General features: G+C 75.1%; 21 protein-coding genes. 4 read left to right on the top strand and 17 right to left on the bottom strand.

Annotated elements, in window-relative coordinates; all coding sequences use genetic code 11:
* Nucleotides 1-30 precede the first annotated feature (30 nt).
* The 3 genes from CPE01_RS09665 to CPE01_RS09655 all read right to left on the bottom strand — a co-directional run bounded on the left by CPE01_RS09665 (nt 31) and on the right by CPE01_RS09655 (nt 1,660).
* Nucleotides 31-519 carry an SRPBCC family protein gene (locus tag CPE01_RS09665; RefSeq protein WP_146806439.1) on the bottom strand — a complete coding sequence of 163 codons (489 nt, stop codon included), beginning with the start codon at nt 517-519 and terminating at the stop codon, nt 31-33.
* A gap of 9 nt (nt 520-528) precedes the next feature.
* Complete coding sequence (locus CPE01_RS09660; protein WP_146806503.1) at nt 529-921, bottom strand: ArsR/SmtB family transcription factor; 393 nt, start codon at nt 919-921, stop codon at nt 529-531.
* Nucleotides 922-1,045: 124 nt separating this feature from the next.
* Entirely contained in the window at nt 1,046-1,660 is a 615-nt protein-coding gene (locus CPE01_RS09655; protein ID WP_146806438.1) for an FMN-binding negative transcriptional regulator, read from the bottom strand.
* Nucleotides 1,661-1,699: 39 nt separating this feature from the next.
* Here CPE01_RS09655 and CPE01_RS09650 point away from each other — a divergent pair, with 39 nt between their 5' ends.
* The gene (locus CPE01_RS09650) at nt 1,700-2,380 is read left to right on the top strand and encodes an HAD family hydrolase (RefSeq protein ID WP_146806437.1); all 681 of its coding nucleotides are present in this window, start codon (nt 1,700-1,702) and stop codon (nt 2,378-2,380) included.
* A 59-nt stretch (nt 2,381-2,439) separates the two neighbouring features.
* Here the strand turns inward: CPE01_RS09650 and CPE01_RS09645 are convergent, their stop codons facing one another.
* From CPE01_RS09645 to tsaD, 7 genes are all read right to left on the bottom strand, one after another.
* Nucleotides 2,440-3,303 carry a hypothetical protein gene (locus CPE01_RS09645; RefSeq protein ID WP_146806436.1) on the bottom strand — a complete coding sequence of 288 codons (864 nt, stop codon included), beginning with the start codon at nt 3,301-3,303 and terminating at the stop codon, nt 2,440-2,442.
* Nucleotides 3,300-3,701 carry a hypothetical protein gene (locus CPE01_RS09640; protein WP_146806435.1) on the bottom strand — a complete coding sequence of 134 codons (402 nt, stop codon included), beginning with the start codon at nt 3,699-3,701 and terminating at the stop codon, nt 3,300-3,302. The genes CPE01_RS09645 and CPE01_RS09640 overlap by 4 nt, the downstream gene beginning before the upstream one ends.
* A 135-nt stretch (nt 3,702-3,836) precedes the next feature.
* Entirely contained in the window at nt 3,837-4,478 is a 642-nt protein-coding gene (locus CPE01_RS09635; protein WP_146806434.1) for an ATP-binding cassette domain-containing protein, read from the bottom strand.
* Nucleotides 4,475-5,326: an ABC transporter permease gene (locus CPE01_RS09630; protein ID WP_222592898.1), complete on the bottom strand. Its 852-nt coding sequence runs from the start codon at nt 5,324-5,326 to the stop codon at nt 4,475-4,477. Before CPE01_RS09630 ends, CPE01_RS09635 begins: the two co-directional genes overlap by 4 nt.
* A gap of 12 nt (nt 5,327-5,338) precedes the next feature.
* Nucleotides 5,339-6,409, bottom strand: a complete 1,071-nt coding sequence (locus CPE01_RS09625) for an ABC transporter substrate-binding protein (protein WP_246783846.1) — start codon at nt 6,407-6,409, stop codon at nt 5,339-5,341.
* Nucleotides 6,410-6,447: 38 nt separating this feature from the next.
* Nucleotides 6,448-9,711: a [FeFe] hydrogenase, group A gene (locus tag CPE01_RS09620; RefSeq protein WP_246783845.1), complete on the bottom strand. Its 3,264-nt coding sequence runs from the start codon at nt 9,709-9,711 to the stop codon at nt 6,448-6,450.
* 210 nt (nt 9,712-9,921) lie between these two features.
* Nucleotides 9,922-10,968 carry a tRNA (adenosine(37)-N6)-threonylcarbamoyltransferase complex transferase subunit TsaD gene (gene tsaD / locus CPE01_RS09615; protein ID WP_146806432.1) on the bottom strand — a complete coding sequence of 349 codons (1,047 nt, stop codon included), beginning with the start codon at nt 10,966-10,968 and terminating at the stop codon, nt 9,922-9,924.
* A 115-nt stretch (nt 10,969-11,083) separates the two neighbouring features.
* On the opposite strand from tsaD, the gene CPE01_RS09610 reads away from it, so the two are divergent.
* Entirely contained in the window at nt 11,084-11,725 is a 642-nt protein-coding gene (locus CPE01_RS09610; protein WP_146806431.1) for a malonic semialdehyde reductase, read from the top strand.
* A gap of 76 nt (nt 11,726-11,801) precedes the next feature.
* Here CPE01_RS09610 and CPE01_RS09605 read toward each other — a convergent pair whose 3' ends face one another.
* The 7 genes from CPE01_RS09605 to CPE01_RS09575 form a co-directional block, all read right to left on the bottom strand.
* Nucleotides 11,802-12,695 (bottom strand): sulfurtransferase, encoded by an 894-nt coding sequence (locus tag CPE01_RS09605; RefSeq protein WP_146806430.1) that lies wholly within the window; start codon nt 12,693-12,695, stop codon nt 11,802-11,804.
* Complete coding sequence (gene rimI / locus CPE01_RS09600; RefSeq protein WP_146806429.1) at nt 12,692-13,195, bottom strand: ribosomal protein S18-alanine N-acetyltransferase; 504 nt, start codon at nt 13,193-13,195, stop codon at nt 12,692-12,694. The genes CPE01_RS09605 and rimI overlap by 4 nt, the downstream gene beginning before the upstream one ends.
* Nucleotides 13,192-13,878, bottom strand: coding sequence for a tRNA (adenosine(37)-N6)-threonylcarbamoyltransferase complex dimerization subunit type 1 TsaB (gene tsaB, locus CPE01_RS09595; protein WP_146806428.1), 687 nt, complete (start codon nt 13,876-13,878; stop codon nt 13,192-13,194). The genes rimI and tsaB overlap by 4 nt, the downstream gene beginning before the upstream one ends.
* A gap of 5 nt (nt 13,879-13,883) precedes the next feature.
* Nucleotides 13,884-14,543 carry a tRNA (adenosine(37)-N6)-threonylcarbamoyltransferase complex ATPase subunit type 1 TsaE gene (gene tsaE, locus CPE01_RS09590; RefSeq protein ID WP_146806427.1) on the bottom strand — a complete coding sequence of 220 codons (660 nt, stop codon included), beginning with the start codon at nt 14,541-14,543 and terminating at the stop codon, nt 13,884-13,886.
* Nucleotides 14,540-15,748, bottom strand: coding sequence for an alanine racemase (gene alr, locus CPE01_RS09585; RefSeq protein ID WP_146806426.1), 1,209 nt, complete (start codon nt 15,746-15,748; stop codon nt 14,540-14,542). The genes tsaE and alr overlap by 4 nt, the downstream gene beginning before the upstream one ends.
* 88 nt (nt 15,749-15,836) lie before the next feature.
* The gene (locus CPE01_RS09580) at nt 15,837-16,484 is read right to left on the bottom strand and encodes a nucleoside/nucleotide kinase family protein (RefSeq protein WP_186811487.1); all 648 of its coding nucleotides are present in this window, start codon (nt 16,482-16,484) and stop codon (nt 15,837-15,839) included.
* Complete coding sequence (locus CPE01_RS09575) at nt 16,481-18,037, bottom strand: bifunctional ADP-dependent NAD(P)H-hydrate dehydratase/NAD(P)H-hydrate epimerase (RefSeq protein ID WP_146806425.1); 1,557 nt, start codon at nt 18,035-18,037, stop codon at nt 16,481-16,483. The genes CPE01_RS09580 and CPE01_RS09575 overlap by 4 nt, the downstream gene beginning before the upstream one ends.
* Nucleotides 18,038-18,270: 233 nt before the next feature.
* On the opposite strand from CPE01_RS09575, the gene CPE01_RS09570 reads away from it, so the two are divergent.
* On the top strand, nt 18,271-18,702 hold the full coding sequence (locus CPE01_RS09570; RefSeq protein WP_146806424.1) for a hypothetical protein: 432 nt from the start codon (nt 18,271-18,273) through the stop codon (nt 18,700-18,702).
* 44 nt (nt 18,703-18,746) lie between these two features.
* Nucleotides 18,747-19,733 carry an LLM class F420-dependent oxidoreductase gene (locus CPE01_RS09565; protein WP_146806423.1) on the top strand — a complete coding sequence of 329 codons (987 nt, stop codon included), beginning with the start codon at nt 18,747-18,749 and terminating at the stop codon, nt 19,731-19,733.
* The last annotated feature ends 44 nt before the right edge of the window (nt 19,734-19,777 follow it).

Below are 19,777 nucleotides of genomic sequence, written 5' to 3'. Positions count from 1 at the left end.
GGCGCGTCGCGCGGGGCCGGTTCGTCGTGCTCAGGCGTCGGCGAGGACGGCGTCGATCTGGCCGAGCGCCAGCGTCATGCCCTCGAGCATGCCCATGCCGACCATCTGCTCGAGCGCCTCGAGCGTCGGGAACCGTGAGGTCACGCTCATGCGCGTGCCGGTCGGGATCTCCTCGAAGGCCACCTCGACCCTCGTGACGGGCATGTCCTGCGCGGGGTGGCCGGAGTCGTCGGCGAACCCGTCGTCGAACGCGATGGAGCGCGGCTCGTCGACGGACACCACCGTCCACCAGCCGTGGGCCTTCGAGCCGTCCGGGCCCGTCATGTAGTACGACGTGCGACCGCCGGCGCGCAGGTCGTGGTCGACGACCGTCGCGGGCCACTCCGGCGGTCCCCACCACCGCTCGAGCTGGCGCGGGTCGGCCCACACCTGCCAGACCCGCTGCGGCGGGGCCGTGAGCTCGCTGACGATCACGAGGCTCAGCGCCTCGGTGTCCTGGGTCGTGCTGACGACGGTCATCGGTGCTCCCTAGTCGTGCTGCTCGTCCTGTGCATCCCTCGGGTCGTCCGGCCGGGCGTCCTGCGCCAGGAGGTCGACGATGCGGTCGACGCGGCCGCGCCAGATCGCCTCGTACGCGTCGAGGTACCGGGCTGCCGCCCGGATCGCCTCGACGTCGCCGCTGACCATCTGCTCACGCCCTCGCCGCCGCTTGTGCACGAGCGCTGCCCGCTCGAGCACGGCCACGTGCTTCTGGACCGCCGCGAAGCTCATCTCGTACCGCCGCGCGAGCGCGGAGACCGAGTGCTCCTCCCGCAGCACGCGGGCGACGATGTCGCGCCGCGTGGCATCCGCGAGCGCACCGAAGAGGCGGTCGACCTCCTCGTCGTCGAGCTCTCTGCGGTCCAGCTTTTCTACAACCATGTGGTTGTACGTTAGGCGGGATGACACCCGGACGCAAGCCCCTCGGGCGAACGGGTGCGACGTCGCACACCGGTGGGCCGCGCGTGCGGCGGCGCGCGGTGGCCCCGTCGCCGCAGCCGCGGGGTCACCGACGAGCCGCCACCATGGCGTCCGCGACCGCGTCGTGCCCGCCCTGCGCACGCAGGCCCGCGACGACACCCGCCTGGTCGGCGTCCGAGCGGTTCTGGCTGAGCTTCGCCTTGCCCTCGACCCGCTCGACGACGAGCTCGATGCCCACGATCGCGCGCAGCTGCTTGGCCACGAAGACCTCCGGCGCGTCCGTCACGGCCCACGGCTGAGCGCGGTGGGCCTCGTGCGCGTCGGTCAGCCGCGTCAGCAGGTCGCGCAGCCACGCCGGGTCGTCGTGCACCGTGACGCGGCCCGTCAGGTGCACCGCGGAGTAGTTCCACGTGGGCACGACCCGGCCGTGCTCCGCCTTGGAGGCGTACCAGGACGGCGAGACGTACGCCTGCGGTCCCGCGACGATCGCGAGGCCCGGCGCGCCCGGCTCGATCGACCGCCACTGCGGGTTCCCGCGCGCCATGTGCGCGACGAGCCGGTCGTCGTGCCACAGCACGGGCAGGAGCGTCGCGAGCGGGAAGCCGTCCGGTCCGACCGTCACGAGCTCGGCCGAGCCGACCTCCCCCACCAGCGCACGCGCGTCGTCGTCGGTGATCGCGTTGAACACGGGGACGTACATGCGGCGAGACTAGCCAGCGCTGTCGCTAGGTTTTCCGGAGTGACGATCAGGGGGCTGCTGCTCGACTTCTACGGGACGGTCGTGCACGACGACGACGAGCGGTTCGCCGCGGTGTGCGCCGACGTCGCCGCCGCGACCGGGATCCCCCGCCACGAGGTCTCGACCGCGTGGTCGCAGGAGTACCAGCGGCTGGCCGACGAGGCGCACGGGGACGCGTTCCGCCGTCTGCGCGACCTCGCACGGGACTCGCTCGCCCGCACGCTCCGCTCGCGCGAGCAGGACCTCGACCTCGACGCGCTGCTCGACACCCTGTACGCGCAGTGGACCGCGCCGCAGGCCTACCCCGACGCGCTCGAGCTCCTGGCCGACCCTCCCGTCCCGGTGTGCCTCGTCTCGGACGTCGACGACGACGTCCTGCTCGCCGCGCTCGCCCATCTTCGCCTCGACGTGCCGCTGCGGGTCACGAGCGAGCAGTCGCGCGCCTACAAGCCCGCGGCGCCGTCGTTCGAGCACGCGCTCGGGCTGCTCGGGCTCGGCCCCGACGAGGTCGTGCACGTCGGCGACTCGCTCACGAGCGACGTCGCGGGCGCGCACGGCCTGGGGATCCGCAGCGTGTGGGTGGACCGGACGGGTCGCGACGCGCCGAGCGGCGACCACGCACCGACGTGGACGATCCCCGACCTGCACCCGCTGCGCGACCTGGTCCGCGCTCAGACCTGACGACGGCTGTCCGCGACCGTCGGCACAGCGGATGCCTCACGACGCGAGCAGGTCGACCCTTACGCCGGGGGCACGACGGAGAGGCCGGGAGCGAGCGGCGGGAGCCGGTCGAGTGGGACCGGCCGCTCGACCGGCTCGGTCCGGTGCACCGGCGCGGGCGGCTCCATCCCGAACGTCGGCGGTGCGCCGACTGGCTCGGGGCCGGTCGGCGCAGGTGGCCGCAGCACGGGCGGGTGCGGGACGGGCGGGTGCGGGACGGGCGGGTGCGGGACGGGCGGGTGCGGGATAGGCGGGTGCGGGACGGGTCCCGTCACCGGCGTCGGCACACCAGGCACGACCGGCACGGGCGACGCACCACCGGGTCGACCGTCGCGGGGCTCGTCCGGCGCGGCGCCCCGCGCAGTGCCCGCGTCGCCCGGCGCCACCGCCCGGACACGGTCGGAGGCGTCGTCCATCGCCGCGCCGACGGTCGCGAGCGCGGTGGTCGCGACGCGCTCGCGCTCGGCAGCACGCGCCGCCACGATCGACGAGAGGCCGGGGCCCGCACCCGACTCGATCAGCGCCTGACGCTCCGCGGCGGTCAGCTCGCCCGCAGGCAGGGTCTCGTAGTCGGTGCGGGCACGTGCGAGGGCTCCCGCGGCGCGCGCCGCCGCCGCACCGAGCGCGTCCGCGGTGTCGGCGGCGCCGAGCACGCTCGCCGCCAGGCTCGCGACGCCGTCCCGCGCCGCCTGCGCGGACGTGCCGCCGATGCCGAGGTCGCCCGCGAGCCGCCGGAGCGTCGCCCCGACCTCCTCGAGGGCCGTGGCCACGCCCTCGAGCTGCCCCGCGTCGGCGTGCGCCTGCGCCGGCGCACCGTCCAGCGCGCCGGCGAGCTCGCGCGCCGCCGGCCCGTCGGACGACGGCGCACGGTTCACGCTCGTCACGACAGCCCACCCACGGACGCCGTCGCGGCGCCCGGGTACACCCGGAGCACCGGGCGCGTGTCGCGCACCGACGAGCCAGACGTGCCCGCGGCGAGGCGCTGGAGCTCGGCGAAGATCGTCTCGTCGAGCCCCACGAGCGCACGCACCGAGCCGGTGAGCGCGCTCCGTGCGTCGGCGGCGGCGGTCCGTGCGGCGGCGAGCCGGTCCGCGAGCGCGTCGATCCCCTCGCCGTACGTCGCGGCGAACCGCTCGGCCGCGGGCAGCGTCGACCACGTCGCCGCGCTCTGGTCCGCCGCGAGCGCCCGCGTCCGTGCCACGATCTCGTCGAGCCGGTCGACCGTCCGGTCGAGCGTGCGCACGCTGCGTGCCACCGTCTCCGAGTCGATCTCCACCCGCATGCGTCCCCCTGCCGGATCGGTCCGGGGCGTCACGCTAACGGGGTCCGGCCGCGCGCGGTCGGGCACGTCCCCCGACCTGTGGACAACCGGGGACCGGCACCTGCGCAGCACGCGCGGACGCACGCCGAGGGGCTGCTAGGCAACGTCCTGGTCGCGCACCGTGCGCGGCGCGTCGAGTCGCACGAGCGTCGCACCGAGGGCGGCGACCTCGGCGGGGTCGTGGGTCACCACGAGCGCGGTGCGCCCGGCCAGCCGCTCGCGGGTCCAGGCCAGCACCGCGTCGCGGCTCGCGGCGTCGATCCCGACGAACGGCTCGTCGAGCACGACCAGGTCGGCCGGTGGCAGCAGCGCGCGGACGAGCGCGACGCGTCGTCGCTGCCCGCCCGACAACGCGCGCACCCGGACGTGCCACGCGGCCTCGTCGAGCCCGACCGCGCGCAGCCCGTCCTCGACCGCGGACCCGGCGGACCGCGGCAGGACGAGCCGCACGTTCGCCGCGGCGGACAGGTGCTCGCACAGCCGGTCCTCCTGGAACGCGGCGGCCCGCGTGCACGTGTCCAGGCCGGACACCCGGCCCGACGAGGGCCGCACCAGCCCGAGGAGCACGCGCACGGTCGTCGTCTTCCCGACGCCGTTGGGGCCTGTCAGTGCGGTCGTCGTGCCGGTGGGCAGCTCGAGCGAGACGCGGTCCAGGACCACCTGCGCGCCGTAGCGCACGGTGACGTCGTGCAGCGCGATCGCCTCGTGCCGCGCGCTGGCGTCGCGCGGAGCACTCATCGCGCACCTCCCGCCGGGTCGACGAGCGGCGGCGCGGGCTCGCCCGCGAGCCGTCGCCGCGCGCGTTCCAGCAGCGCGAGCACCACGCGTTCGGTGAGCGCGGCGAGGACGACGACCACGACCGTCCACGCGAACAGGTCGGCCGTCGCCAGGAAGAGCTTGGCCTGGTACATCTGCTCGCCGATGGTGCCGACGGGCAGCCCGATCACCTCGGCCGCGATCCCGCTCTTCCACGCGAGCCCGATGCCCGTGCGGCAGCCCGCGACGAAGTACGGCAGCACACCGGGTACGTCCACGGCCGCGACCCGGCGCGGCCACGGCACCGCGAACACCCGCGTCATCTCGAGCAGCCGCGCGTCGCGGTGGGCGATGCCCTCGAGCACGTTCGTGTACAGGACCGGCAGCGCCATGAGGAACGCGACGACGGTCGCCAGGTGCGACGCGTCGGTCCACAGCAGGACCAGGATGATGAACGCCACGACGGGCGTCGCACGGGTCGTGGCGATGAGCGGCGCGAGCAGCGCGTCCACCCAGCGCGAGGCGGCTGCCGCGGCCGCGAGCGCGACGGCGACGAGCGCGGCGGCCGTGAAGCCGAGGACGACGTCCGCCAAGGTGCGCCCGACGGTCGCCCAGAACGCGCCCGTCGGGACGAGCTCGACGAGCCGGACCAGGACCTCCCACGGCCCGACGAGCAGGATCGGCTGGTCCAGTGCCACCGAGGCGACCTGCCACACGACGAGCCAGCACCCGACGGCCACGACCGCTCGCACGCGCCGCGTGAGCCGGGGCGGCCTCGCGCCGACGCCCGTGCGACCGGTCCGGTCGCGCACGCCGCCCGTGCCGCCCACGTCGAGCACCCGCTAGCCCACGTCGAGGTAGAAGTCGTCGCCGGGCATCGCGCCGCCGACGGACTTCGGCTGCGCCGCGTGCAGCACGCTCAGGTAGCCCTCGAGCGCGGGGCGCAGCTCGTCGCCCGTCAGGTGCACGACGTGGCACGCGGGGATCGCGGCCTGCGCGACGGGCGCCGCCTGGACGATGCCCGCCGCGACCACGAGCTCGGCCGCCTGCGCGGGTGAGTCGTTGACGAACGCGACCGACTCCTCGTCGTCCGCGAGGAAGTCCGCGAGCGCCTGCGGGTGCTCGGCGGCGAACGCCGTGCGGACCACGGTCACGCCGGTGACGAGCCGGGACGTGTTGCCGAGGTCCGTCCACGCCTGCGTGAGGTCGATCGCGACGCGCACGTCGGCGTGCCCGGCGACGACGCCCGTGGCGTACGGCTGCGGCAGGACCCCGACGGCACCCGGTGTCGCGGCCAGCAGCGCCGCGACCTCGGTGGCCTCCGACCTGTACTCGACCGTCACGTCGGTGCCGGGCGTCAGGCCGGACTGGCGCAGCAGGTGCTCGAGCACGTACTGCGGGCTCGCGCCCTTGCCCGTCGAGTACACGGTCCGGCCGCGCAGGTCGGACAGCGAGGCCACGGCCGTGCCGTGCTCGAGCACCGACAGGACGCCGAGCGTGTTGACCGCGACCGCCTGGACCGCGGGTCCGTCGTCGGTCCGGGTCTGCTGGTGCACGACCGCCGCGAGGTTCGCCGGCAGCAGCGCGACGTCCACCTCACCCTTGACGAGCAGCGGGACGACCTCGTCGGGCGTCCCGTAGGTGGTGACCTCGTAGTCCTGCCGGCCCGTCCCGGCGTCGGCCTCGCGCATGAGCCCGACGAGCCCGATCGTCGTCGGCCCGGACAGCGCGGCTACCCGGACGGTGACCCGCTCGGCCACCTGCTCGGACGGCGTCGCGGATGGCGCCGCGAATGGCGTCGGTCCGGCCTCGGTCGCCGACGCCAACGCGCCCGGGGACGACGGGGCCGTCCCGCACCCGACGAGCAGCGCGAGTGCCGACGCGACCGCGACCAGTCCTCGGCTCCACCGCACGGTCCGCACCATGCCGGTCCTCCTCACCTCGGGCGGGGTCACCCGCGGAACGGCGCGTACGTCGTGTGCAGGAGCTCGTGCGCGAGCGGCGAGGCCGGCGCGCCGTAGAACTCGTCGTAGAGCCGCAGGATGTCGGGGTTCTCCTGCGACTTGCGGATCGGCGAGAGCTGGTCGATGTCGACGAGCACCTGCTGGCGGCCGGGCGTCTCGTCGGCGCACGTCGGCACGGGGTGGCCCGCACCGCTCACGCAGCCGCCGGGGCACGCCATGATCTCGACGAGGTCGTACCCGACGTCCTCGCCCGCGATCACGCGCCGGATGAGCGGCTCGGCGTTGCCCAGCCCCGAGACGACCGCGACGCGTACGTCGACTCCCCCTGCGCTGACGGTCGCCTCCTTGAGGCCCGCCGTGCCGCGCAGCTCGTGGAAGTCGAGGTGCTCGACGAGCGGCTCGTCCGTGAGCTTCTCGACCGCCATGCGCAGCGCCGCCTCGGCGACACCGCCCGACGCGCCGAACAGCACGCCCGCGCCCGAGACGCGCGCGTAGGGCTCGTCGAACTCGCCCGGCTCGACGTCCGCGGGCTCGAGCCGCAGCATCTGCATCATCTCGAGGAACTCGGTCGTGGTGAGGACCGCGTCGACGTCACGCACGCCGTCGCGCGCGAACTCGGGACGCGCGGCCTCGTACTTCTTGGCGATGCACGGCACGATCGACACGACGTACAGGTCGTCGAGCGCGATCCCGGCCTGCTGCGCGAAGTGGTGCTTCACGGTCGTGCCCATCATCTGCTGCGGGCTCTTGCAGCTCGACAGGTGGTCGATGAGCTCGGGGTAGCGCCGTTCGACGAGGTTGACCCAGCCCGGGCAGCACGACGTGAACTGCGGCAGCACGCCCCCGCGCCCCACCCGGTCGAGGAACTCGGTGGTCTCCTCGAGGATCGTCAGGTCCGCCGCGAACGAGAAGTCGAAGACCTTGTCGAAGCCGACCTTGCGCATCATCCCGGCGATGAACGCGCTCGCCTCGGCCGGCTCGATGCCGTACTCCGCGGCGATCACCGAGCGCACGGCAGGCGCGACGAAGCCGACGACGACCGTGTTCGGGTCGTTGATCGCGGTGAACACGTCGCCGCGCTCGCGCACGTAGTCGAGCGCGCCGCACGGGCACGCGCGCACGCACTGCCCGCACGAGACGCAGTCGGTCTGGTCGAGCGGCAGCCCGTTGTGCGTGCCGACGACGAGGCGGCCCTCGTGGTACTGGAACGCGAGGACCCCGGGTCCCTCGATCTCGGCGCACGCCGTGACGCACCGGCCGCACGCGATGCACTTGTTGTTGTCGCGCACGATGAACGGGTGGTCCGCGACGACGGGCTCGTAGGGCCGCACGTGCAGCGGGGTCTCGAAGACGACGCCGTGCGCGGTCGCCTCGTCGCGCAGCTGGCAGCAGTCCTGCTTGGCGCAGCCGCACGACAGGCAGCGCGCCGCCTCGGTGCGCGCCTGCTCCTCGGTCAGCCCGGTCTCGACCTCGTCGAAGCCGGCGAGCCGCTCGGCGAGCGGGATCGACGGCATGCTCGCGCGCGCCACGCGCACGACGTCCTCGAACTCGTGGCGCGGCAGGTCCTCGAGCGTGCCGCGCGAGCACGAGTAGTCCTCGTGGCCGGGTCGCACGTAGCCGCGCAGGACGAAGTCCGACATCGCCGCGGCGGCCCGGCGCCCGGCCGCGACGGCCTGGATGACCGTGGCGGGGCCGGTGACGCAGTCGCCGCCCGCGAAGATCTTGTCCTCGGAGGACTGCATGGTCCGGCCGTCGACCTCGACGTCGCCCCACTGGTTGAGCCGCACGGGCAGGTCCGCGTACGCGGCCTCCTCGGCGCCGTGCGCGGGGCGGCCGCGCACCCACGAGCTGATGTGCACGGGGTTCTCGTAGTACAGGAAGCCCGTGTCGGTGCTCTGGCCGATCGCGCCGATGATCGTGTCGGCCTCGATGTCGAACTCGCTGCCCTCGACCGGCACGGGACGGCGCCGGCCGGTGCGGTCTGCCTCGCCCAGCTCCATGCGCAGGCACGTGAGGCGCTTGGTGCCGGACTCGTCGGCGCTGATCCGCTCGGGCGCCGTCAGGTAGAGCATCTCGACGCCCTCGGCGACGGCCTCCTCGACCTCGAACGGCTCGGCGGGCATCTCCTCGCGCGTGCGCCGGTAGACGAGCCGCACGTGCGACGCACCCGTGCGCAGCGCGGTGCGTGCGCAGTCGATCGCGGTGTTGCCGCCGCCGATGACGACCGTGCGGCCCAGCGGGATCTCGTCGCCCTTCGCGACGCGCTCGAGGTACTGGATGCCGAGCCACACGCCGTCGAGGTTCTCCCCGTCGATGCGCAGCGGCGTCGCACGCCACGAGCCGATCGCCAGGAACACCGCGTCGAAGTCGCGACGCAGGTCCTCGAGGCTCAGGTGGGTGCCGAGCGCCTTGCCGGTCACGACCCGCACGCCGAGGGCGCGGATGACGTCGATCTCCGCCTCGAGCGTCGCCTTGGGCAGCCGGTACTCGGGGATGCCGTAGCGCATCATCCCGCCGGCGTGCTCCTGCTTCTCGAACACCGTGACCGCGTGCCCCGCGAGCGCGCTGTAGTACGCCGCGGACAGGCCCGACGGTCCCGCACCGATCACGGCGATCCGCTTGCCCGTGGCCGGCGCGGTCCGCGGGATCCACGGTGTCTCGCGCGCCATGTCCCAGTCGGTCGCGAACCGCTTGACGTAGTTGATCGCCACGGGCTCGTCGACGAGGTTGCGTCGGCACGCGGACTCGCACAGGTGGGGGCACACGCGCCCGCACACCGACGGGAACGGGTTGCGGTCCTTGATGACCCGCACGGCGGCCTCGTAGTTGCCGTCCGCGACGTGCTGGAGGTAGGTCTGCACGTCGACGTTCGCCGGGCACGTCTGCACGCACGGCGCGACGCAGTCCGCGTTGTGGTCGGCGAGCAGCTGCTCGAGCCGGACCTTGCGGTAGGCCTCCAGGCGCGACGACCTCGTCGTGACGACCATGCCCGGCGTCAGCGGCGTCAGGCAGGCCTTGACGTCGCGCACCTGCCCGGAGCCCGCGCCCGCCTGCCCCGTCGCCACCTCGACCACGCACAGGCCGCAGCTTGCGTTCGACCGCTCGAGCCGTACGTCGTGGCACAGCGAGGGGATCGCGATCCCCTCGGCCGCGAGCGCCTGCAGGATCGTCAGGCCGGCGCCGGCCTCGACCTCGTGCCCGTCGACCGTCACGGTGATCCGCTCGCGGCCGGTGGGGTGGTGCACGCTCACGTACGCCTCCTCGTCGCCGGGACGACAGCACGCGAGCCTCGTCGCCCGCGCACCGCGCACGTGGGACACCACGTTGCGCCCACCGCCACGCTAGGAACGCAGCACCGCGCGTCGCGAGTGACTTCCGACCTAACTGTGCGGATCTGCACCCCCGCCGGGCGCGCCGGGTCAGCGTCGTCGGCGCCGGCCCGACGACGGTGCGGGGCGGACCTAGACGAGGACCTGCGTGAGCGGCATCGAGGAGTCGACCGGGATCTCGAGCGACGACGGGCGCATCCCGCGCCGCACGACGGCCGAGCCGAGCGCGGCGATCATCGCGCCGTTGTCGGTGCAGAACCGGATCGGCGGGATGCGCAACTCGATGCCCGCCTCGGCGCAGCGCGCCGCGGCCATGTCGCGCAGCTGGGAGTTGGCGGAGAAGCCGCCGCCGACGACGAGCGTGCGCACGTCGTGCGCGCGGCACGCGGCGATCGTCTTGGCGGTGAGCACGTCCGCGACGGCCGCGGCGAACGACGCGGACACGTCCGCGAGGGGGAGCTCCTCGCCCGCGTCCTGGCGCGCCTCGACCCAGCGCGCGACGGCCGTCTTGAGGCCCGAGAAGGAGAAGTCCGTGGCGTGCTCGGCCTGGTCCTTGGCGGCGGTCAGGCCGCGCGGGAAGCGGATCGCCTCGGGGTCGCCCTCGCGCGCGAGCCGGTCGATGTGGGGCCCGCCCGGGTAGGGCAGGCCGAGCAGGCGGCCGACCTTGTCGAACGCCTCCCCCGCTGCGTCGTCGAGCGTCGAGCCGAGCTCGGTGACGTTCACCGTGTCGTCGATCAGCAGGAGCGACGAGTGACCGCCGGACACGACGAGCGCCATGACCCGCTCGGGGAACGGGCCGTCGACGAGCTCGTCGACGACCGCGTGGCCGATCACGTGGTTCACCCCGTACAGCGGCTTGTCGAGCCCGATCGCGAGCGCCTTGGCGGCCGAGGCGCCCACCGTGAGCGGGCCGACGAGCCCGGGACCGGCGGTCACGGCGATCGCGTCCACCTGGTCGAGCGTGACCTCGGCGGTCGTCAGCGCACGCTCGATCGTCGGGACCATCGCCTCGAGGTGGGCGCGCGAGGCGATCTCGGGGATGATCCCGCCGAACCTCGCGTGCTCGTCGACCGACGACGCGACCGCGTCGACCAGGAGGTCGTACCCGCGCACGAGCGCGACCCCGGTCTCGTCGCACGACGTCTCGATCCCCAGGACGAGCGGCTCGCTGACAGGCATGGCGACCACTGTAGGTCCCCGAGCGACGGCGCCCGAACCGAGCGCACGACGCCGCGTGACGAGCGTCACAGCACGAGCGGGAAGACCGCAACTTACTTGACGCTTCAAGTGAACTATGACGACTGAGACCTCGACGATCGACGCCCTCGACTTCCCGGCACCGCCGTACGCGGTCGCCGACGAGGTCGCCGACCTCCTGTTCCGCGAGGCGCGCACCGTGGGCGCCTTCACCGACGAGCCCGTCTCCGACGAGGAGCTCGCAGCGGTCTACGACCTGCTCAAGTGGGGTCCGACGGCCATGAACACCACGCCGATGCGCCTGCTCGTCGTGCGCTCCGACGACGCCAAGGCGCGGCTCGCCGCGCACGCCGCCGAAGGCAACCGCGACCGGATCCTCGCCGCGCCGCTCACCCTCGTCGTCGCCGCGGACCCCGGGTTCCACCGCCACATGCCCGTGCTCGCGCCGCACCTGACCGCACTGGCCGACGCGCTCGAGGACCAGGACGAGCAGCGGTCGACCATCGCCCGGACCAACACCCTGATCCAGACCGGCTACCTCATCACCGCGCTGCGGGCGACGGGCCTCGACGCGGGCCCGATGGGCGGCGTCGACACCGCGGGCATCGACGCGGAGTTCTTCGCCGAGTCCGGCTGGCAGTCGCAGCTCGTCGTGCTCGTCGGCCACCGCGACGGCGTGGGCACCGCCTACCCGCGCGCGCCGCGCCTCACGTGGGCGGACGTCTCCACCACGGCCTGACACCCACCGTCCGCCGACGACCGACCCGGCAGCCGGACGCGCACGTCCCCGCCGCGGGACGTGCGCGTCCGTCGTCTCAGCGCCCGGTGGCGACCGGACGGCTCGGGTCGTTCGACCACTGCGACCAGGATCCGGGGTACAGCGCGGCCTCGACGCCGATCGACGCGAGCGCCGCGACCTCGTGCGCGGCCGTGACCCCCGACCCGCAGTACACCGCGACCGGGGCGCCCGCGGCGGCCCCGAGCGCGCGGAACCGCTCGCGCAGCCGGTCGGCGGGCAGGAACGTGCCGTGCTCGGTGAGGTTCTCCCCCGTCGGCGCGCTGACCGCACCGGGGATGTGACCGGCCCGCGGGTCCACGGGCTCGACGTCGCCCGCGTACCGCTCGCCCGCACGCGCGTCGAGCAGCGCACCGTCCTGGACCCAGCCGGCCGCGGTGTCCGCGTCGATCGTCGGCAGCGCGCCGGGCGCGAGCACCACGTCACCCGACTCGACCACGACCTCGCCGGGCTCGAGCGACAGACCGGCGGCGGTCCACGCGGCCAGGCCGCCGTCGAGCAGGCGCACGTCGCGCACGCCCGCCCAGCGCAGCAGCCACCACGCGCGCGCCGCGGACGTGCCGCCCGACGCGTCGTACGCGACGACCGCGGCACCCTCGCGCACGCCCCAGCGGCGCGCCGCGGCCTCGAGCGCGGCCACGTCCGGCAGCGGGTGGCGCCCGTGCTCGGCACTCGGGGGCGCCGCGAGCTCGGTGTCGAGGTCGACGTACACGGCACCCGGCAGGTGCCCCGCGAGGTACTGCTCGTGCCCGTCGGTGCGGCCCAGCGCCCAGCGCACGTCCAGCAGCACGGGCGGCTCGTCGCCACCCAGCGCCGCCGCGAGCGTCACCGCGTCCACCAGCACCGCGGCGCGCGCGGCGTCGTCGGCGCCCCGCACGTCGTCGGCGCCCGTCCGGTCGGTCGTGTCCGTCATCCCTGATCCCCCGTCCCGTGCGTCGCGGCCAGGTCGAGCCGCATGGTCCACGCGTCCTTGTTCTCCGGCTGGTAGTACCCGCGGCGCAAGCCCAGCCGGGTGAATCCCACCCCCTGGTACAGCCGCAGCGCGGGTTCGTTGTCGACGCGCACCTCGAGCAGCACGGACGTCGCGCCGAGCTCGCGCGCACGGTCCAGGAGCGCGTCGAGCAACGCCCGGCCCACACCCCTGCCCTGGTAGGCGGCGGCCGTCCCGATGGTCATCACCTGCGCGTCGAGGCCGTCGAACCACAGCCCGGCGTACCCGACGAGCGGACCGGCGTCGTACTGCGCACCGACGTACCACCGCCCGGGGCCGACCACCTCCTGCGCGAGCGACTCCGTCGACCAGGCCGCCGCACCGAAGAGCTCCTTCTCGAGGATGTCGAGCGCGGGCACGTCGTCGGGTGTCAGCGGGCGCAGCCGCAGCAGGGCCCGTCCCGTCCGCGGCTCCGCGCTCATCCCAGGACGCGCTTGGCGCCGGCCGACGGCACGGCGTCCGGCCGGCGCAGGTAGAGCGGGGTCGTGGGCTGGTCGAGCCCTGCGGCACGACGAGCGAGCGCGAGCGGCACGAGCTCGGCCGCGTCGAGGTCGTCGGTCGCGTCCACGCGCGTCAGGCCGGCGAACGCGTCCGGGTACAGCGCCGCACCGGCGCCCGTGACCCAGGCGCCCGCGACGGATGGCTCACCCGCCACGTCGGAGGCGGGCCCGACGCGCGGGTCGACGACGACGTCGAGCGTCCCCGCCTCGTCGCGCCGGTACGCGGCCCAGTAGACCTCACGACGACGCGCATCGGTCGCGACGACGAGCGGCACGTCCGCAGGCACGAACCGCAGCGCGGCCGCGGCGATCGCGTCCAGGCTCGGCACGCCGAGCGCCTCGATCCCGAGGGCGAGCGCGAGCGTGCGCGCGGTGACGAGGCCGACGCGCAGCCCGGTGAACGGCGCGGGGCCTGTCCCGACGACGACCGCGGACAGCTCGAGGCGGTCGACGCCCGCGTCCGCGAGCGCCTCGGTGACCAGCGGCGCGAGCAGCTCGGCGTGGTGCCGCGGCAGGTCGGCGCGGCGGCGGGACAGGGCCCGGCCGTCGTCGTCCGTGACGGCGACGGAGACGGACGACGAGGTGTCGAGAGCGAGCAGAGGCACGGCGCTCAGCCTGCCACGGGTCCGGCGGACCCGGCCGCACCGGCCGCGTCCCCCGCGGTGATACCCGCGGCTGCCGGGTCGAGCACCTGTGCGAGCGGGACGTCCGTCCACCGCTCTCCGACCGCCCGCACGGTGGCGACCCGCTCACCGCCGCCGCCGTCGTCCTCGGCCGCGTCGTCCTCGTCGGGCCTCGCCTGCTCCTGCTGCGCGCCGCGCGGGCGCGTGAGCGCGACCTCGAGCCGGTCCGTCGCCAGCGACTCGACCCAGCCCGCACCCCATTCGACCACGGTCACCGCCTCGTCGAGGCTCGACTCGAGGTCGAGCGCCTCGACCTCGTCGAGCGAGCCCAGCCGGTACGCGTCGACGTGCACGAGATCGGGTCCGCGCGTTCCGTCGGGGCGCGGCAGCGCCGGGTGCTCGCGCGCGATGATGAACGTGGGCGACGCGACCTGCCCGCGCACGCCCAGACCCGCGCCGATCCCCTGCGTGAGCGTGGTCTTGCCCGCACCGAGGTCGCCCGTGAGGATCACGAGGTCACCGGCGCGCAGCTGCGCGGCGAGCGCCCGCCCGAACGCGCGCGTCGTGCCCGCGTCGGGCAGCCGGACGACGACCGTCTGCACGGCCGCCCCCTGCGCCGCGCCCGCGTCGGCCAGGTGCCCGCTCATCGCGCGTCACCCGCCGTCACGTCCTCGACCTGGCCGACGACCGCGCCGGTCTGCGGGTCGAGCCCCACGTACTCGCGCGGCACCGAGGTCGACAGGCGGGACACGATCTCGTACGAGATCGTGTCGGCCGCGAGCGCCCAGTCCTGCGCGGTCGGTCCGCCCTCGAGGCCGGTCCCGAACAGCTCGACGCGGTCGCCCGCCTGCTCGCTCGCGTCGGGCCCGAGGTCGAGCACGACCTGGTCCATGCACACGCGTCCGGCGATGCCGAGCGTGCGGTCGCCGACGCGCATCGGCGCCCCCATCCGGTCCGGCCGGCCCGACGCGTGGCGCGGGATGCCGTCGGCGTACCCGAGCGGCACGACGCCGAGCACGGTGTCGACGGGCGTGACGTACTGGTGCGCGTACGAGACGCCGTGCCCCGCGGGCACGCGCTTGACGGTCGCGAGCTCGGCCTCGAGCGTCATCGCGGGTACCAGCCCGAAGTCCTCGGGGCCGCCGAGCTGCGGCAGGGGCGACAGTCCGTACACCGCGAGACCGGGCCGCACGAGGTCGTAGTGCACCTGCGGCGAGGTCAGGGTCGCGGCGGAGTTGGCGAGGTGGCGCACCTCGAGCCGCGCACCGGCGGACTCGGCGAGACGGACCGCGTCGGCGAACACCTCGTGCTGCGCGCGCACGGTCGCGTGCTCGGGCTCGTCGGCGAACGCGAGGTGCGACCAGATCCCGACGAGCGCGACGGCCTCCTCCGCCTGCACCCGCAGGGCGGCGGGCAGCAGGTCGGCGAGGTCCACGGGTGTCAGGCCGTTGCGGCCGAGGCCCGTGTCGACCTTGAGGTGCACGCGCGCGGTCCGTCCCACGAGGCGCGCGGCCGCGACGACCTCCGTGAGCGCCGACGCCGACGAGACCGCGAGGTCGACGTCGAGCTCGATCGCGCGGGCCAGCGGCGCTCCCGGCGCGTACAGCCAGGTGAGGACGCGAGGCTCGGTCACGCCCGCGGTGCGCAGCGCGATCGCCTCGCCGAGCTGCGCCGTGCCGAGCCACGTCGCGCCCCCGGCGACCGCCGCGCGCGCCGCCGGCACCAGCCCGTGCCCGTACGCGTCGGCCTTGACGACTGCCAGGACCTGCGCGGTGGGCGCGTGGGCGCGCAGCGAGCGCACGTTGGAGGCGATGGCGGACAGGTCGACGACTGCTCTCGCGGGGAAGCTCACGCGTCCATCCTCGCACCGCGCCGCTCCCGGACGACGGCGACCGGCGGGTCCGGCGCTCCGGTCGTGCGGCGGTCCGGTCGTCCGGAGGTCAGGTGGGACGCACGACGAGCGTGGCCCGGCTGCGCGTCGTGGCGATGACCGCCGCGTTGCGCTCGTCGGGCCCGTGCGACCACGCGCGCGCCGCGTCGGCGGACTTGCCGAACCGCTCGTGCCGCTCGACGAGGCGCGCGAGCCGCACCTCGTCGTCCGGTGCGAGGTACCAGGACTCGTCCAGGAGCGCCGCGACGGGTCCGAACCCGTGCTCGTCGAGCAGGAGGTAGTTGCCCTCCGTGACGACGAGCGGCACGTCGGGCGGCACCGCGATCGCCCCGGCGACGCCGTTGCGCAGGTCGCGCCGGTACTCGGGTGCGTACACGACCTCGCCGTCGACCGGGTGCCGCAACCGCGTCAGCAGCGCGACGAAGCCCGCGGCGTCGAACGTGTCCGGTGCGCCCTTGCGGTCCGCGCGCCCGAGCCGTTCGAGCTCGGTCTGGGCCAGGTGGAACCCGTCCATCGGGACGACGACGGCGCGCGGCCCGAACGCCGCGAGCACCTGCGCGCCCAGCGTCGACTTGCCCGCGCCCGGCGGCCCGACGATCCCCAGCACGCGCCGTCCGCCCGTCGCGAGCAGCGCCTCGACGCGGCCCGCGAGCACCGGGTCGAGCGGCGCGTCGGGCGCGACCAGCGCCGCCGTCACGCGCTCGCCAGGAGCGTGCGGATGGTCTCGGGCAGCGCGAGCGCGACGCCGCGCGCGGTGACCGGGCCGTCGGGGTTGGCCGTGTGCGCCGCGCGGCCGTGCACGAGCGCGGCTGCGGCCGCGACCGCCGCGGTGAGCGTCGGGTCGTCGAGCACGTCGTCGGCGCGGCCCGCGAGCATCGCGCCCATCAGACCCGCGAGCACGTCGCCGGCCCCCGCGGTCGCGAGCCACGGCGGCGCGTCGGCCTGCGCGTACACCGCGCCACCCGCACCGACGACGAGCGTGACGTGCCCCTTGAGCAGCACGGTCGCGCCCGTCATCTCGTGCGCGAGCCGCGTCCAGCGCAGCGGCTCGCGCTCGACGTCCGCGCGCGTCAGCCGGTGCCCGCGGTCGGTGAGCAGCCGCGCGAGCTCACCCGCGTGCGGCGTCAGCACCACGTGCGTCGGGACGGTCGGCGGCAGCAGCTCGAGCGCACCGGCGTCGACGACGGCCGGCTCGCCGCGCTGCAGCACGCCCTCGAAGGCGTGCTCGATGCGCCGACGCTGCGCGGCGTCGTCGGGCGAGACCCCCGGCCCGAACACCCACGCCTGCACGCGTCCCGGCCCGGTGACCACCTCGGGCCGCCGGGCGACGACGAGGTCGGCGACGTCGCCGAGGTAGCGCACCATGCCGACGCCCGCGAGCACCGCGGCCGAGGTCGCGAGCACCGCGGCGCCGGGGTAGCGCCGCGCACCGGCCACGACGCCGACGACGCCGCGCGAGTACTTGTGCGCGGAGCGGGTCGGCACGGGCCAGAGCGCCGCGGCGTCGCGGTCGGCCAGGCGCACGACCGCGGGGTGGTGGTCGGGCAGCGGCAGGTCGAGGTCGATCACCTCGAGCCGGCCGACGAGGTGTGCCGCGGGTGGGATCAGCAGGCCCGGCTTGGCGCCGCCGAACGTGACCGTGACGTCCGCCGGCAGGACCGGGCCGCTCACGGTGCCGTCGTCGACCCCGATGCCCGACGGCGTGTCGACCGCGACGACCGCGGGCCGGTCGGCCCCGTGGGCGCCGAGCCCGACGACGCCGCCGCGCGAGCCGTCCCCGCGCGCGTCGCCCTCGACCGCTCCGCCTGCGAGCGCGGCGACGAGTGCCCCGGCGAGACCGGTGAGGCCGCCGTCGCGCGTGCCGATGCCGAGAATCCCGTCGACCAGGACGTCCGCGCGTCCGGCGCGCGCCGCCCCGTCGACGGCGTCCGTCACCTCGTGCACGCGTCCGCCGGCTGCGAGCAGCGCCGCGCGGCCTTCGTCGTGCACGCGCGGCGCGAGCGCGAGGGCGACCACGTCCACGCCGCGGCGCCGCAGGAACGCGCCCGCGTGCAGCGCGTCTCCCCCGTTGTTCCCCGGCCCGACGAGCAGCACGACCTGCCCACCGACGACACGCCCGCGTCGCTCGCGCAGCACGCGCGCGACGACGCCCGCGAGCGCGAACGCCGCGTGCTGCATCAACGGCACACCGGCAGCAAGCAGCGGCTCCTCCGCGGCGCGGACCTGCGCGGACGTCCAGGACTGCAGCACGGGACCATCCTCGCGCCCTTCGTGCGGAGGCACCACCGACGTCGTGCGGACGCACCACCGGAATCGCGCGGAGGCACCACCGACACCGTGCGGACGCACCACCGACACCGTGCGGAGGCACCACCGACACCCCGCGGAGGCACCACCGACACACAGTGCGCACCGCCGGGACCGCGTCGAGGCAGCGCGGACGACCTGGGTCGGCAGCGCCGCAAGCCCGTACGGTGTGGCCCGTGCCCGCTTCGTCCGTTCTCGCGATCGTCTGCGCCGTGTGCGTCGTTCTCGCCGTCGTGCTCGCCGTCGTCGGCTTCCGCGCCCTGGCGGCCGCCCGCCGGGTCGCGCGCGTCCGGGTCCCCGCACGTGAGCTGTCCAGCACATGGGTCGGGCCCGGCACGTTCGTCGACGTGGAGTACCCCGACCCGCACGGCCGCCCTCTGCGGACGCAGATCTTCGTCTGGCTCGTGCGTGCGCCGGGCGTGCCGTACACGTTCGACGGCAGCGTGTGGGTGGACCCCACCGACCCGACCGACGTGACGCCCCGCCGTCAGGGCCGCACGACGCGCGCGACGCTCACGCTGGTCGTCGCCGCGATCGCGGCGGCCGGGGCCCTCGGGACCGGGCTCGCGTCGCTCGTCGTGCGGCTCGGGGAGTCGTTCCCCGGCTGACCGGACAGGTCGACGACCGCCCGAGCGCGGGTAACGTGCCGACCATGCGATTCGGACTCTTCATCCCGCAGGGCTGGCGGCAGGACCTCACGGGCATCGACGCACGCGAGCACTGGGCGGTGATGAGCGGGCTCGCCCGCCACGCCGACGAGGGCGACGCGTGGGAGTCGATCTGGGTCTACGACCACTTCCACGCGGTCCCGGAGCCGAACGGCGAGGCGACGCACGAGGCGTGGAGCCTGATCAACGCGTTCGCGGCGAGCACGTCGCGCGTGCGGCTCGGGCAGATGTGCACGTGCATGGCGTACCGGAACCCGGCCTACCTGGCGAAGGTCGCGACGACCGCCGACGTGATCTCGGGCGGGCGCGTCGAGATGGGGATCGGCGCGGGCTGGTACGAGCACGAGTGGCGCGCGTACGGGTACGGGTTCCCGCGGGCGGGCGAGCGGATCGCGATGCTCGACGAGGGTGTGCAGATCTTCAAGCAGCTCTGGACGAACGGCGTCGCGACGTTCGCCGGCGAGCACTACCACGTCGACGGCGCGCAGCTGTCGCCGCTGCCCCTGCAGGTCGACGGACCGCCGCTGTGGATCGCGGGCGGCGGCGAGCGCAAGACGCTGCGCATCGCGGCCGAGCACGCGCAGTACACGAACTTCGACGGCACGCCCGAGGGGTTCGCGCACAAGTCGGCGGTGCTCGCCGAGCACTGCGCCGCGATCGGGCGCGATCCCGCGGAGATCACGCGCTCGGCCAACTACAACGTCGTCATCGGTGAGACGCAGGCCGAGGTGGACGACAAGTTCGCGTGGATCGAGGAGCATCTGTCCCTGACGATCCCCGAGAAGGCGGCGAGCACCACGTCCGACCTGCGCAAGGGCCCGCTCGTCGGCACGCCCGAGCAGGTCGTCGCCACGCTCCAGGAGCTGCGCGGCCTCGGCCTGCAGTACGCGATCACGTACTTCGCCGACGCGGCCTACGACCGTTCGAGCATCGAGCTGTTCGAGCAGCAGGTGATCCCCGAGCTGCGCTGACGCGCCTGCTCGCCCGCCTGCCCGGCGGCGCGCCTGCGGGCCGC

This window comes from Cellulomonas persica (genome assembly GCF_007989825.1).
Classification (GTDB): Bacteria; Actinomycetota; Actinomycetes; order Actinomycetales; family Cellulomonadaceae; genus Cellulomonas; species Cellulomonas persica.
This window is presented reverse-complemented; position numbering and strand designations above follow the sequence as displayed.

Coding starts and splice junctions, on each gene's coding strand:
- CPE01_RS09665 (WP_146806439.1), bottom strand. CDS start 519: ATGACCGTCGTCAGCACGACCCAGGACACCGAGGCGCTGAGCCTCGTG.
- CPE01_RS09660 (WP_146806503.1), bottom strand. CDS start 921: ATGGTTGTAGAAAAGCTGGACCGCAGAGAGCTCGACGACGAGGAGGTC.
- CPE01_RS09655 (WP_146806438.1), bottom strand. CDS start 1,660: ATGTACGTCCCCGTGTTCAACGCGATCACCGACGACGACGCGCGTGCG.
- CPE01_RS09640 (WP_146806435.1), bottom strand. CDS start 3,701: ATGCGGGTGGAGATCGACTCGGAGACGGTGGCACGCAGCGTGCGCACG.
- CPE01_RS09635 (WP_146806434.1), bottom strand. CDS start 4,478: ATGAGTGCTCCGCGCGACGCCAGCGCGCGGCACGAGGCGATCGCGCTG.
- tsaD (WP_146806432.1), bottom strand. CDS start 10,968: ATGCCTGTCAGCGAGCCGCTCGTCCTGGGGATCGAGACGTCGTGCGAC.
- CPE01_RS09610 (WP_146806431.1), top strand. CDS start 11,084: ATGACGACTGAGACCTCGACGATCGACGCCCTCGACTTCCCGGCACCG.
- CPE01_RS09605 (WP_146806430.1), bottom strand. CDS start 12,695: ATGACGGACACGACCGACCGGACGGGCGCCGACGACGTGCGGGGCGCC.
- rimI (WP_146806429.1), bottom strand. CDS start 13,195: ATGAGCGCGGAGCCGCGGACGGGACGGGCCCTGCTGCGGCTGCGCCCG.
- tsaE (WP_146806427.1), bottom strand. CDS start 14,543: ATGAGCGGGCACCTGGCCGACGCGGGCGCGGCGCAGGGGGCGGCCGTG.
- CPE01_RS09565 (WP_146806423.1), top strand. CDS start 18,747: ATGCGATTCGGACTCTTCATCCCGCAGGGCTGGCGGCAGGACCTCACG.